12 protein-coding genes are annotated in these 13056 nt (G+C 66.3%); 9 read left to right on the top strand and 3 right to left on the bottom strand.

The window, feature by feature from the left end:
* Window positions 1–2 precede the first annotated feature (2 nt).
* The 5 genes from CAL18_RS00405 (at window position 3) to CAL18_RS00425 (ending at window position 4994) form a co-directional block, all read left to right on the top strand.
* Complete coding sequence (locus CAL18_RS00405) at window positions 3–758, top strand: ABC transporter ATP-binding protein (protein WP_038852321.1); 756 nt, start codon at window positions 3–5, stop codon at window positions 756–758.
* Window positions 755–1522 (top strand): ABC transporter ATP-binding protein, encoded by a 768-nt coding sequence (locus CAL18_RS00410; RefSeq protein WP_051423755.1) that lies wholly within the window; start codon window positions 755–757, stop codon window positions 1520–1522. The genes CAL18_RS00405 and CAL18_RS00410 overlap by 4 nt, the downstream gene beginning before the upstream one ends.
* Window positions 1519–2850 (top strand): amidase, encoded by a 1332-nt coding sequence (locus CAL18_RS00415; RefSeq protein WP_094817135.1) that lies wholly within the window; start codon window positions 1519–1521, stop codon window positions 2848–2850. The genes CAL18_RS00410 and CAL18_RS00415 overlap by 4 nt, the downstream gene beginning before the upstream one ends.
* A gap of 216 nt (window positions 2851–3066) precedes the next feature.
* Window positions 3067–4044 (top strand): Bug family tripartite tricarboxylate transporter substrate binding protein, encoded by a 978-nt coding sequence (locus CAL18_RS00420; RefSeq protein WP_170940263.1) that lies wholly within the window; start codon window positions 3067–3069, stop codon window positions 4042–4044.
* A gap of 17 nt (window positions 4045–4061) precedes the next feature.
* A complete protein-coding gene (locus CAL18_RS00425) occupies window positions 4062–4994 on the top strand; it encodes a ketopantoate reductase family protein (RefSeq protein WP_094817137.1) in 933 nt (310 codons plus the stop codon).
* On the opposite strand, the gene CAL18_RS00430 is transcribed toward CAL18_RS00425, so the two are convergent.
* Window positions 4991–5863 (bottom strand): LysR substrate-binding domain-containing protein, encoded by an 873-nt coding sequence (locus tag CAL18_RS00430; protein ID WP_094817138.1) that lies wholly within the window; start codon window positions 5861–5863, stop codon window positions 4991–4993. The two genes, CAL18_RS00425 and CAL18_RS00430, sit on opposite strands and share 4 nt — an antisense overlap.
* A gap of 94 nt (window positions 5864–5957) precedes the next feature.
* On the opposite strand from CAL18_RS00430, the gene CAL18_RS00435 reads away from it, so the two are divergent.
* The 4 genes from CAL18_RS00435 to metC all read left to right on the top strand — a co-directional run bounded on the left by CAL18_RS00435 (window position 5958) and on the right by metC (window position 10545).
* Window positions 5958–6548: a cysteine dioxygenase family protein gene (locus CAL18_RS00435; RefSeq protein ID WP_094817139.1), complete on the top strand. Its 591-nt coding sequence runs from the start codon at window positions 5958–5960 to the stop codon at window positions 6546–6548.
* Between the two features lie 88 nt (window positions 6549–6636).
* Window positions 6637–8205 (top strand): rhodanese-like domain-containing protein, encoded by a 1569-nt coding sequence (locus CAL18_RS00440; RefSeq protein WP_026639580.1) that lies wholly within the window; start codon window positions 6637–6639, stop codon window positions 8203–8205.
* Between the two features lie 68 nt (window positions 8206–8273).
* Window positions 8274–9284, top strand: a complete 1011-nt coding sequence (locus CAL18_RS00445; RefSeq protein WP_094795759.1) for a Bug family tripartite tricarboxylate transporter substrate binding protein — start codon at window positions 8274–8276, stop codon at window positions 9282–9284.
* Window positions 9285–9363: 79 nt separating this feature from the next.
* On the top strand, window positions 9364–10545 hold the full coding sequence (metC, locus tag CAL18_RS00450) for a cystathionine beta-lyase (RefSeq protein ID WP_094795760.1): 1182 nt from the start codon (window positions 9364–9366) through the stop codon (window positions 10543–10545).
* Between the two features lie 22 nt (window positions 10546–10567).
* Here metC and CAL18_RS00455 read toward each other — a convergent pair whose 3' ends face one another.
* Window positions 10568–11737 carry a putative sulfate/molybdate transporter gene (locus CAL18_RS00455; RefSeq protein WP_094795761.1) on the bottom strand — a complete coding sequence of 390 codons (1170 nt, stop codon included), beginning with the start codon at window positions 11735–11737 and terminating at the stop codon, window positions 10568–10570.
* Between the two features lie 95 nt (window positions 11738–11832).
* Window positions 11833–13038, bottom strand: a complete 1206-nt coding sequence (locus CAL18_RS00460; protein ID WP_094795762.1) for an MFS transporter — start codon at window positions 13036–13038, stop codon at window positions 11833–11835.
* Window positions 13039–13056: the final 18 nt, after the last annotated feature.

Here is a 13056-nt window from a genome sequence, read left to right on the forward strand (position 1 = left end):
AGATGCTCGAAGTCTGTAACGTCAGTGCCAGTTTTGGAGGCTTCAAGGCGCTGGACGATGTCAGCCTGCACCTGAATCGCGGGGAGCTGCTGGGTTTGATCGGCACCAACGGCGCGGGCAAAAGCACCCTGTTTTCGGCGATAACCGGTTATGTGCCGCTGCAGTCGGGCGCCATCCGCTTCGATGGCCAGGACATCACCGACCTGGCTGTGCACCGGCGTGTGCGCCGCGGGCTGGCCCGGACCTTCCAGGTGCCGCGCGAGTTTTCTCAGCTGTCGGTGCTGCACAACATGATGGCGGCCGCGCCCGACCTGAGCGGGGAAAAGCTGCTTGCGCTGTTCTTCTCGCCGCGCCAGGTTGCACGCGAAGAACAGCGCGCCGCCGAGCGCGCGCACGAGCTGCTGCAGTTCCTGAATCTTGCCCGTGTGGCGGATGAGCCGGCCGGCATGCTTTCCGGCGGCCAGAAAAAGCTGCTGGAGCTGGGGCGGCTATTGATGCTGGAGCCGCGCTGCATCATGCTGGACGAACCGTTCGCCGGCGTGAACCCGGTGCTTATCGGCGAGCTTTCCGAGCGCATCACGGCATTGAATCAACGAGGGATGACGGTGCTGATCATCGAACACAACCTGGAAGAACTGGCCCGCATCGTGCCCCGCATGTATGTCATGGATCGCGGCCAGGTCATCGCCGAAGGCGGGCCGCGCGAAGTGCTTGCGCAGGAAGCCGTGCGCGAAGCCTACATGGGAGGCGTGATATGAGCGGGCCGGGCATTTCCCATGACACCGGCGGCGGCGCCTTGCTGTCCTTGCAGAACGTGGCCGGCGGCTACGGAGACGTGGATATCGTCTGCGGCATCGACATGCAGGTGGCAGCGCAGGAAATCGTGACGATCGCCGGTACGAACGGGGCAGGCAAGTCCACGCTGATCAAGGCAGTGATGGGCTTGCTTCCTCGCCTGTCCGGCACGCTGGAGTTCAACGGTGTAGACCTGCGCAGCCTTGATGTCGAAGACCGGGTGCGGGTGGGCATTTCGTATGTGCCGCAAGTCAAGAACGTGTTCGGCGACCTTACCGTTCTGGAAAACCTGCAGGTCGTGGAGTATGTGCGGCAACCCCGGGCGCGCATCGCCGAAATGCTGGATATGTTTCCCGCGCTGGCGGCGCGACGGCGCACTTACGCGTGCAATCTGTCCGGCGGCGAGCGGCAGCAACTTGCGTTCGCGCGAGCGCTCATGCCGGATCCCCGGCTGATACTGCTGGACGAGCCGTCGGCCGCGCTGTCTCCCGCCCTGACCGACCAGGTGTTCCGCGAAGTGCAGCGCCTGCCCAGCCTGGGCGTGGCCGTGCTGATGGTCGAGCAGCGGGCTCGCCAGGCGCTGCAGTTCAGCGACCGCGGGTACATCCTGGACGCCGGGCGCATCGTGCTTACCGACACGGGCGCCAACCTGCTGGCCAATGAAGATATGGCCGATCTTTATATCGGCCGGGGCCACTCCACCGAACAGACCGGAGATCAACTATGAATACCGCGGACTTGCGCGCGCGCCGACCGGCGCCGTCGTCTATTGCTCGCCTTACCATGGCCGAGGGCTTGCGGGCGCTGGATGCCGGCACCCTGACGTGCGAGGCCTGGGCGCAGGCCTGCCTGGAACGCATCGCCTTGCGCAACCCTGACGTTCGCGCCTGGGTGCATGTGGCCGGGGAACAATCGCTGGCCCGCGCCCGCGCCCTGGACAAGAGCGGCCGCACCCGTTTTTTTGACGGCGTGCCGCTGGGAATCAAAGACACCATCGACACGGCCGACATGCCCACGGAGCTTGGCGACCCCGAGATATTTCCGGGGCGCCAGCCTGGCGCCGACGCGCCGGTGGTGGCCCGCGCCCGTGCGCTGGGCTACAACATACTGGGCAAGAATACCGTGTCGCGCCACGCCATCATGCTGGCCGGACCCTGCCGCAACCCCCACGACCTGAGCCGCAGCCCGGCTGCGTCATCGGCCGGGTCCGGGGCCGCGGTGGCCGATTTCATGACGCCGATCTCGGTCGGCACCCAGACGGCCGGGTCCATTCTGCGGCCGGCATCGTTTTGCGGAGCAGTGGGATTCAAGCCGACGCTGGATCTCATCCCGTATGTCGGCATCCGTACGTATTCGCGGCCGCTGGACGTGATCGGGCCGTTGTGCCGCTCCGTGGAAGACGCGCAGCTATTCATGAAGGGCTTCGTAGGAGACCCGCGCTACACCGCCCAGGCGCCCGACGCCATGCCGCGGCTGGGCGTCTGGAAACCGCGCGACTGGCCGCAGGCGGATGCGCGTACGCAGGCAATCTTTGAAGAGAACCTGGCGTCGCTGGCCCATGCCGGCGCACGCCTGGTGCCTTTGTCGATGCCCGGTTCGTACGAAGAGATCGGCGACATCCAGGACGTCATCATGGCGTACGACCTGGCGCGGGAATACGACGATCTGCGCCGTCACCACGCCGACCGATGCGATCCCGAACTGCTTGCCTACCTGGAGCTGGGCCGTTCATATAGCGATGCGGACTACGCCCGGGCGCTGGACGCGGCCGACCGCTGCCGCCGCCAGTTCTACGATATTGCCCGCGACCTGGACGCGCTGGTCATGCCGGCTACGCTGGGCGAGGCAACCGAGATTTCCAGCACGGGCAGCTCAGTGTTCATCCGCGCATGGTCGCTGCTGCACAACCCGTCTATCTCGCTGCCGGTGGCGCGCGGGGACCACGGCCTGCCGATCGCCATCCAGCTGGTGGGCTTTCGCAATGAAGACCCCGCGCTGCTGGCATGGGCCCGCAAGGTGGAGCAGGTGCTGGGCAATCGCGCGCACGATACCTGAACCGCGCGTGCCGCGCCGTTCGCGGCACGCGGCATGCGGCCGCCTTGCCGGCCCTTCGAATTTCGCCAACCGCCCTTGACCAAATCGCGCTTGCCGGTCGCCAGGGCATTCCTATACTGCTTTGCAGGGACGTGGCCGCCCGGTGGTTCGTGCGGCGGCCCCAGGCCGCGCCGCGCCGCGTCGGGCCACAACGATAAGAACACATCGGAGGACGACATGCTGGTGAAGTCATTGGCCCGGGCTTGCCTGGGAATTGCGGTACTGTGGGGCAGCGCCGGCGCGGCGCTGGGCGCAGATTGGCCCGCGCAGCCCGTCAACCTGGTGGTGGGCTCGCCGCCGGGCGGCTCTACGGATTATCTGGCGCGCCTGTTGTCCGAGCCGCTGGGCGCCGAGCTGGGCCAGTCGGTGGTGGTGGTAAACAAACCGGGCGGCTCAGGCAATGTCGGCAACGGTTTCGTGGCGAATGCCCGTCCGGACGGCTATACGCTGCTGTTCGGCTATAACGGCTATCTGGTCTCGAATCCGCACTTGTTCAAGGATATTGACCTTGACCCCAACAAGCGCTTTACGCCGGTGGCGTTCGTGGCCAGTTCGCCGCAATTGCTGGTGGTGAGCGGCAAGGCGCCGTTTCAGGACCTGCCGGGCCTGATCGCGTACGCAAAGGCCAATCCCGGAAAAATCAACTACGCCTCGTCGGGGCAGGGCTCGATTCCCCATGTGGGCGCGGTGATGCTCGAGCAGATCGCCGGCATTTCCATGGTGCACATTCCGTTCAAGGGCGCGGGCGATGCCATGCAGGCGCTGGCGGCAGGAACGGTCGATTTCTACATTACCAGCCCGGCGGGCGCCATGGGCCAGGTGAAGGCAGGCCTTGCCCGGCCTGTTGCGGTGTCGGGCGGCAAGCGGCTCGATGCGTTGCCGGACGTGCCCGCCACCGATGAACTGGGGCTCAAGGGCTACAACGTGGGCTCGTGGTTCGCCATCTATGGGCCCGAGAAGCTCGACCCCAAGATCGTTGCCCGCCTGAACAGCGCGTTCAACCGCGTGCTGGGCACCGAAAAAATCCGCCAGGGCGTGCTCAGCGCGGGCATGTACGTGGACACCATGTCGCCCGACGAACTGGCTCGCTACACGAGCGAAGAGTTCGATCACTGGGGCGCTGTCATCAAGCAGGCCGGCATCAAGCTGGACTGACTACCGGGGAAGGAGCAATGGCAAAAGTATGTATTGTCGGGTGCGGGGCAATGGGCTCTGTCTACGCAGGCCTTATGGCGTCGGCCGGGCACGAGGTGCACGCGGTGACCCCGTGGCAAGAGCACGTGGACGCCATCAACGCGAACGGGCTGCGGGTATCGGGGTATAGCGGCGAGCGGCGGGTGCGCCTGGCCAGTGCGTCTGTCGATACAGCGGGAATCGGCCCCTGCGACCTGGTCATCATCGCCACCAAGGCGTTCGACGTCGAAGCGGCCGCGCAGGCCGCAGCCCCTCTGTTGAAGCCCGATACGGTGGTGCAGACCATCCAGAACGGCGTGGGCTCGCCGGAGCGGGTGGCGCGGTTTATCGATCCGGGCCAGTTGGCCGTGGGAGTGGTGGGCGGCTATGGCGCGTCCTTGCCCGAATGGGGCCATGTGCACCATAACGGCCTGGCCGTGACCTGGTTCGGCGCTTATGCGGGGCTGCCGCGCACCGCGCTTGAAGCGTCGGCCGAGGTATGGCGTTCGTCGGGCTTTGATGTGGCGTTGCACGACGATGTTTCGAGCATGGTCTGGAAGAAGGTCATCATGAACGTCGCGTATTCGGGCACCGCGGGGCTGACCGAGTTGACCATAGGCCAGATCATCGAGCACCCCGAGGCGTGGCGTATTGCGTCCGGCTGCGCTCAGGAGGCGGTGGATGTGTCGCGCAGCCTGGGCGTGGAGCTGGGGCTGCCGGACCCCATTGCCCACGTGCGCGCGCTGGGCGGCAAGATCCCCGGCGCGCGGCCGTCGATGCTGCTGGACCTGCAGGCGGGCCGCCGCTGCGAGGTGGATGCGATCAACGGCGCCATTGTCAGGCTGGGCAAAGAGCAGGGCGTGCCGACGCCGGTCAATGATGTGGTGGTGGCGCTGATCCGCGCCAAGGAGTCGGAGCGCCTGCGGCCTTAGCCGCGCCGTGTGTCGCGCGCAAAGCTCAGCCGCGTCTTCAGGCTCTGGAAAACCTGCCGTATCACCGGGTTGACCACGTGGCTGCGCACATATAACCGGTACACCAGGTCGGGCAGGGCCGGCATGCCGTCGCCGGCGCCCAGCACGCGCAGGCCCGGGTCCAGCTGTTCTACGCCGCGCGCGGTCACGCCCAGCCCCGCGCGCAAGGCGGAGCGTATGCCTACCAGGCTGGTAGAGGTGTGCCGCGGCGTCCACGCGATGCCGGCGGCGTCCAGCGCTTCGCACGCGATGCGCCGGAAGATGCTGGGGCCGTCGGCCATTACCAGCGGGACGGGCTTGGCGGGGTCGTGCGCATAGTTGGCGCCGCACAGCCACACCGTGGGGCTGGACCGAAGCACGAAGCCTTCGTACGCGGGGTCTTCGCGGTTGGATATCACCATGTCCATTTCCCCTTCTTTCAGCGATTCCATGAGAAACGGGCTGCGCCCGACGTGCAGGTCGAACTGCACGCCGGGAAAGCCGAGGGTGATTTCCTGAAGCACGGGCGGAAGCATGGTGTCGGCCGTGTCATGCGGCGCGCCGATGCGGATGAGGCCCTGCATGGATTGTTGCTGCAGGCTGCGCAGCGCTTCGTCGTGGATGGCGAGCATATGCCGCGCGTAACCCAGCAGGCGATGCCCGTGATCGGTCAGCCGTTTCTGCCGACCCTGCTTTTCAAATAACGGGTGGCCGGCCCGGTCTTCCAGGCGCTGGATCTGCTGGGTGATGGCGGCTTGGGTGCGCCCAAGTTGCACGGCCGCCGCGGCAAAACTGCCCTTGCTGACGATGGTGGAAAAGGTGCGCAGCAGGTCGATGTCTAGGGTGTCCATACTTAAATTATATTTATGTATTTATTCCTCGCGTTGGATTGTTGCCAGTCGGCCATAAGGCTAAAGTGAGCCCAACGATTAAGAGGAGCTTGTCTTGACTACCATCTCTGAGCAACGCCAGGCGGCTGTGGGCGCAGCCATTTCAGCCATGAAGGCGGCGATCGGGCCAGGCCCCGCCACGCGTGCAAGTCTGGACGCCGTCTTGCAGCAGCTGTTGGGCCTGGCGGCGCAGCGCCAGTTCTGGCAGCAGGCCGAGTTTGCCGCGCCAGAGCCTGGCGAATACCAGAATCGTTACCTGATCGCCGAAGACCCGGACCAGAGCTATGCGCTGTATTTGAACGTGATGCGTCCGGGCAAGCGTATCGTGCCGCACAACCACACCACCTGGGCCTGTATCGCAGCGGTCGAGGGCTCGGAGCACAATCGCGTGTATGAACGCACCGACGATGGCTCGGTGCCTGGCGTGGGCAAGCTGCGCGAGACCGCCGTGGTCGTGGTCGAGCCGGGGCGCGGCATCGCGCTCATGCCCGAGGACATTCATTCTGTAGAGATCCAGGGCGACCAGGTGATTCGCCACCTGCATATGTACGGCCGGGCGCTCGAGACACTGACCGAGCGCATGAGCTATGACCTGGCTGCAGGCACCTGCAAGAAGATGGACATAGGCGTGCAGACGCGCCGCTAGCCAACCCGCAGCATTTATTCCGGCCCGGAAAGGTGTGCGCCCGCGAGGCGCACGGGGCTTCGTTTTGCCTGTTTTTTTTGAGTATTCCATGCCCAACTTCATATCCGCCGCCACGTTGAAGGCCATGCTGCATGATGGCCAGGAGATCGCCCTGCTGGACGTGCGCGAGCATGGCCAGTATGGCGAAGCCCACTTGTTCTATGCGGCTTCGCTGCCCTACAGCCGGCTGGAGCTGGACATCCACCGCCTGGTTCCGCGCAAGCAGGTGCGGATCGTGGTCTATGACGGCGGTGACGAGGCCAGCCGCGACGTGGCCGGACGCGCGGCGCTGCGTCTGCAGGCGCTGGGCTATGCCCAGGTAATGATCCTGGAAGGCGGTGCGCGAGCCTGGCGGGACGCAGGGTACAAGCTGTTTGCCGGCGTCAACCTGCCGTCCAAGACCTTTGGCGAGCTGGTCGAGCACGCGTATCACACACCGCGCATCTCTGCGCAGGAACTTGCCCGCAAACAGGCGGCCGGAGAACCACTGGCGATCTTCGACGGGCGGCCGGTGAACGAGTTCCACAAGATGAATATCCCGGGCGCGACGTGCTGTCCCAATGGCGAACTGGCCTATCGCATCAAGAGCCTGGTGCCGGACGACTCGACCCCCATCGTGATCAATTGCGCGGGCCGCACGCGTTCGATCATCGGCGCCCAGACGTTGATCAACCTGGGCATCCCCAATCCCGTTTTTGCGCTGGAAAACGGCACGCAGGGCTGGTTCCTGGCGGACCTTGCGCTGGAGCACGGGGGCACCGACCGCTACGGCGACAACACCGGAAGCCCGGCGCTGCTGCCGCAGGCCCGGGCGTTGGCAGAACGCTTCAATGTGCCGTATGTGACGGCGCAGACAGTACGCGCGTGGGCGCAGGACGCCGGGCGCACGCTGTTTCTGTGCGATGTGCGCACGTCCGCGGAGTTTCATGCAAAGTCGCTGCCGGGCGCACAGCATACGCCGGGCGGGCAGCTTATCCAGGCCTGCGACCAGTATGTGGGGGTGCGCGGCGCGCGGCTTGTGCTGTTCGACAGCGACGGTGTGCGCGCACCGGTGGTGGCCAGCTGGCTGCGCCAGATGGGCCACGATGCCAGCGTGCTCGAGGACGGCCTGTCCAGCGGCCTGGCCTTGCAGGCCGAACCTGCTGCAACGCCGCCCCGGCTGGAACGGATCTCGGCCGCGCAACTGGCCAGCCGCATGCAGGCGGGCGATGTGGCCGTCGTGGATGTGCGCGCCGGCATGCAATACCGCGCAGGACATATACCCGGTTCCCGGTGGTCGATACGGCCTCGGCTGGCGAGCGACCTTCGCCACGAGACCCGCCAGGCGGTCCTGGTGGCCGACGACGCGCGGATCGCGCAATGGGCGGCCATCGAGCTGGTTCGCGCGCCGCTGCTGCTTGAAGGCGGGCTGGACGCCTGGCAGGCCGTCGGCTACGCCGTAGAACCCAGCCCGGACTGCCCGTCGGACGAGGATTGCATCGATTACCTGTTCTTCGTGCACGACCGGCACGACGGCAACAAGGAAGCGGCGCGCCAATATCTTGCATGGGAGACCGGCCTGGTCGCCGAGCTCGACGAGCAGGAGCGCGGCAACTTTTACCTGCCCGCATCCGCATAGCCATATGCGGGGAGGAGCCGCGTTCGCGCGGAAACCATAAGAAGCTCAAAGTAAACAGGAGAGTCACCATGTCTGGAGCAAGGTTTGCAAAACTGATGATGCTGGGGGCGGCGACGGCAGTTGCTGCATTCGCGACGTTGTCGCACGCGCAGTCTGTCGAGCGCCTGCCCGCGCGCGACGGCTATCCGGGCGAGCCCATCCGGTTCGTGTCGCCGTTTCCGCCCGGAGGCGGCAACGACGCCACGACGCGCTGGGTGACTTCGCGCCTGATGGACGTGACGGGGCAACCCGCTGTCGTGGAAAACCGCGGAGGAGCAGGGGGCAACATCGGCGCCAAGGCGGCAGCCTCGGCCAAGCCGGACGGCTATACCGTGCTGACGGGCCAGGTGTCGCTGATGGCGGTGAACCCCGCGATCTACAGCGACGCAGGGTTCGACCCGCTGAAGAACTTCACGCCGATCACGCAGATCAATGCTGCCCCCCTGGCCATCGTGGTGCCGGCCGCGTCTTCCATCAAAGACTTCAATGACCTGGTGACGCAAGCCCGCGCGAATCCCGGCCGCCTGACCTACGCCACCCCCGGCAATGGCACACTGTCGCATCTGGTGGGCGTGGTGCTGGCGAAGGAGCACGACATTCCGCTGACGCACGTGCCGTACCGCGGGGCCGGGCCGGCCATCAACGACCTGCTGGGCAACCAGGTCAATGCGCTGGTTACGTCGACGTCGTCCGTGGCGGGCCTGATCCAGAACGGGCAGTTGCGCGCGGTGGCAGTCACGAGCCCGCGCCGCATCGGCGTCTTTACCCAGGTGCCCACGCTGGAAGAGCTCGGCCTGAAAGGCGCGCGATTTGAAGACTGGTATGGCTTTTTCGTGCCCGCCGGTACCCCGCAGGACCGTGTAGCCTATCTGCACGAGGCCATTGTGCGCACGTTGCGCTCGCCTGACGTCACGCGCTTGATCGTCGAGGGCGGCAGCGAGGTGGTCGCCAGCACGCCGGAAGATTTCGCCCGGCAACTGCGCGACGATATCCAGCGTTGGGCGCACGTTGTCAAACTGGCCGGCGCGAAGGTGGATTGAGCCGGTGGCCGGTGGCCGGTGCGCATGCGCACCGGCGCCCGCCCACGCCGGGCCATTACCGAAGCAGGGTGAATTGAACATGTCGCGGACACAGGGCATAAAAACTCGACTGGCAAGCGTTGGCAAGACGCCGGCGTACGACGGCGGGACGGCAGTCAACCCGCCCGTTGTGCGGGCCAGCACGGTGGTGTTCCGGAATGCCGCGCACCAGCGGCAGGCGCGCGAACAGCGCGGCCAGGATCGGCTCTTTACGTATGGCGCGCGCGGCACGCCCACCACGTTCGCCCTGGAAGACGCGGTATGCGAGCTGGAAGGCGCCTATCGCGCGCGCCTGTTCCCAACGGGCCTGACGGCCATTGCCATGACGCTGGTCAGCTACCTGCGGCCCGGCGACCATGTGCTGATTTCCGACAGTGCCTACCAGCCTGTGCGTCAGCTGGCGCGCCAGTTCCTGGAGCCCTACGGGATCGAATATTCGTTCTTTGCCGCCGACGGCAGCGATGCCGAAGACGGGATGCGCCCCAACACCCGGATGCTTTATGCCGAGTGCCCGGGCTCGCTGGTCTACGAGATGTGCGACCTGCCCGCGCTGGCCGCCATGGCCCACGCCCGGGGCGCATGGGTGGCCGCCGACAATACCTGGGGCTCGGGGTGCCAGTACCGGCCGCTGGCCCTGGGCGCCGACATTTCCGTCATGGCCGCCACCAAGTACCTGTCGGGCCATTCCGACGTCATGATGGGCACGGTTGCCACCACGGAAGCGGCGTGGAAGCCTTTGGCGCAGCGCTGCGACGCGTTCGGCATCACGGTAAGCCCGGACGACGCGTGGCTGGTGTTGCGCGGCGTGCGTTCATTGATTCCGCGCCTGGCCATGCATGAACGGCACGCGCTGCAAGTGGCGCAATGGCTGGCGTCGCAACCCGGCGTGGCCACGGTGTTCTGCCCGGCCCTGCCATCGCACCCCGGCCACGACCTGTGGCAGCGCGATTGCCAAGGCACCAATGGGCTGGTGTCTATCGAGCTTGCCCGAACCACATCCCAGGCGAACGTCGACCGGTTCATCGACAGCCTGCAGCTGTTTGGCATAGGCGCGTCGTGGGGCGGGCACGAAAGCCTGGTGACGCAGGCTCATATGAGCGAGACGCGCAGCGTCACAGACTGGAGCAAGCGCGGGCCGGTGGTGCGCCTGCACATCGGGCTGGAAGACCCGCAGGATCTTATTGACGACCTGGCGCAGGCGTTGCAGGCGGCGGCGCCGTAGCGTGTTTGCCGCCATGCGCGCGCTACAGCCGCAGCCAGCCGCGGCGGCTGAGGCAATGCAGCGCGACGCCGGCCACGAAGCCCAGCGCCACGTTCCAGATACATAGCGCCGCACAGGCAAGCGCGACGATGCGGTCGCCGCGCTGCGCGGGAAGCGTGCTGCTGCCCGCGGCAAGCTGCATGCCGGTGATGAACAGCACGACCCCCAGCACGGCCGGTGGAAACAGCTGGAAGAGGGCATGCACCGATCCGCTGAAGAACAGCGCCAGCGCCAGCAGGATGCAGCCCAGGATGACGACCGAGCCCCCGGTGCGCGCGCCGAATGCGCGGTGCCCCGCCATGCCGCCGGCGCCATGGCACATCGGAACGCCGCCGATCGCGCCGCTGAACAGGTTCATCAGGCCGGTGGAGACGGCCACCTTGCCCTCGGTGACGCGACGCTGCGGAAAGTACTTGTTGTTTTCTTCGGTGATGGCGATGACGGCATTGCCCAGCGTAAGCGGCACCTGGGGCAGCGCCAGCAGCACCAGGCCCACGAACACTTCGTTCCATGTGACGTCGGCCAGCGCGAACGACGGCGCGCTGAATCCGATGGAGGCCGCGCCCAGCCGCGACAGCAGCTCGGGCTGCTGGACGGCGCCCACTGCCGCTCCGAAGGCCAGCAGCACGAACATGGCCGGCACGGCCCGGTTGCCCATCAGCGCCAGGGTGCCGGCCATGCCCACGATGGCGACCAGCCAGTCGGTGTGCATCATCCTGGCGCCTTGCAGCATGAAGCCGAAGCCCAGGCCCAGCACAATGCCGAGCACGATGGACGGCGGCACCAGCCTGGCCACGCGCCCCATCAGCCCGCTGATTCCGATGCCGAACCAGATGATGCCGGTGGCGATCGCGGCGCTATATACGGCAGCCGGAGTCACCACGGCCGTCTGCACGGCCTGGATGGAGGCTACCGCGCCGATGGCCTTCATGGGCTGAACGGGGAAGGGCGTCCTGTAATACAGCCCGCAGGCGATCATGGACACGCCAAAGGCGAACAGCACGCCGAACGGATCCATCCCCAGCACGCCGATATAGGCGGCCACGAAGGGGATGAGCGTACCCAGGTCGCCGAACGCGCCGGCCCATTCCATCCGGTCGTAGCGGTTGGCTGGGCTGCCGGTGGCGGGGGCGTCAGGATGAGTGGAGGGCATGCTGGCCGGGATAGCGGTTTGCAGTCGTCTGCATGAACGCGAGTGTACCCATCGCACGCCAGTGCAGCGAGGTTCGCGAAACAGCAGGCATCGTTCTACGCCGCCGCGGCCCGCATCCTGGGATGCCGCTGGAAGTAGACCGCTGCAGGGGTGGCCAGCAAGATGACCGTGACGCAGAAGGCGCACACGGCGATGTCCATGCCCCAATGGTCTGCGATCCAGCCGATGCCCATGGTGGGCGCCATGGCGCCGATGTAGCCGACGACCAGGTACGTCGACAGCAGGCCGGAGCGCGTGGTGGGGGTGGCCAGGCGGGTGAGCATGCTCATGCCGGCCAGCATGCACATGCCATGTCCGATGGCGGTGAACAGCACGCCCAGGCCGAACAGGATGGCCGAGCTGGTCCACAGGTTGGCGATCAGCAGCATGTTGCTGAGCGCCAGCATGACCAGGCCCCCAGCCCCGCACCATTGCGTGGGCATGCGGCCAACCGACATCTGCACCGCCGCCGACGCGAACAGAATGAGCGCGATGGCGGTGCCGCTGACCACGGGCCCGTGCCAGGGCACCAGTTGGTCCAGGAAGAGCGGCGCCATGGACGCATACATCCCGAATACGCCGAACGCCAGGAAGGGCAGGGTACATGTCAGCACGAAGGCCCGCGCGTCGGTGCGGGCGGGCCAGGTGAGCGTGGGAAGAATGTCGCGCAGGCCGGGCTTCTTGGCGTGATGCGGGCTTTCATCGCGCGGCAGGGGCACCCGCCACAAGGCGAACAGGCCCAACGCGCCCAGGAACAGTGTGGGAACGTAGGTGGTGACCAGCGGCGATGGCGCCCATTGCCCGAAGACGCCGCCCACCAGCGGCCCCAGGCCAAAGCCCAGCGCGAGCAGGAAGCCGGTCATCATGGCCGCGCGTTGCACGCTGCCGGACCGCGATAGCCGCGCCAGCCCCAGTGTGGAGCTGGTGGTGACCAGGCTGGATGCCACCCCGACGACGAAACGGCCGGCGCACAGGCTGGCCAGGTCCCACGCTGCAAGGCTGGCGAATGTGCCGACCACCACCAGGGCCAGGCCGCACTGCATCATGGGCCTGAACCCCAACCGGTCGGGCAGCCGCCCCAGAAACAGCAGGCTGCACAGCGCGCCGCCCATGTAGACCACATACAGCACTGATATATCGCTGGTTTGCAGCTGCCACGTGTCTTTGTACAGGGCGTACAGCGGGCTGATGAGCGCGGTGCCCATCACACCCACGATCATCGCGAAACTCACCCATGCGTAGGGTGAACCTTTTAGTTTCATTGCGGGTTCAGCCTGGGA

This window comes from Bordetella genomosp. 7 (genome assembly GCF_002261415.1).
Lineage (GTDB): Bacteria > Pseudomonadota > Gammaproteobacteria > Burkholderiales > Burkholderiaceae_B > Bordetella_A.

Coding starts and splice junctions, on each gene's coding strand:
- CAL18_RS00415 (WP_094817135.1), top strand. CDS start 1,519: ATGAATACCGCGGACTTGCGCGCGCGCCGACCGGCGCCGTCGTCTATT.
- CAL18_RS00420 (WP_170940263.1), top strand. CDS start 3,067: ATGCTGGTGAAGTCATTGGCCCGGGCTTGCCTGGGAATTGCGGTACTG.
- CAL18_RS00440 (WP_026639580.1), top strand. CDS start 6,637: ATGCCCAACTTCATATCCGCCGCCACGTTGAAGGCCATGCTGCATGAT.
- metC (WP_094795760.1), top strand. CDS start 9,364: ATGTCGCGGACACAGGGCATAAAAACTCGACTGGCAAGCGTTGGCAAG.
- CAL18_RS00410 (WP_051423755.1), top strand. CDS start 755: ATGAGCGGGCCGGGCATTTCCCATGACACCGGCGGCGGCGCCTTGCTG.
- CAL18_RS00430 (WP_094817138.1), bottom strand. CDS start 5,863: ATGGACACCCTAGACATCGACCTGCTGCGCACCTTTTCCACCATCGTC.
- CAL18_RS00405 (WP_038852321.1), top strand. CDS start 3: ATGCTCGAAGTCTGTAACGTCAGTGCCAGTTTTGGAGGCTTCAAGGCG.
- CAL18_RS00460 (WP_094795762.1), bottom strand. CDS start 13,038: ATGAAACTAAAAGGTTCACCCTACGCATGGGTGAGTTTCGCGATGATC.
- CAL18_RS00445 (WP_094795759.1), top strand. CDS start 8,274: ATGTCTGGAGCAAGGTTTGCAAAACTGATGATGCTGGGGGCGGCGACG.
- CAL18_RS00455 (WP_094795761.1), bottom strand. CDS start 11,737: ATGCCCTCCACTCATCCTGACGCCCCCGCCACCGGCAGCCCAGCCAAC.
- CAL18_RS00425 (WP_094817137.1), top strand. CDS start 4,062: ATGGCAAAAGTATGTATTGTCGGGTGCGGGGCAATGGGCTCTGTCTAC.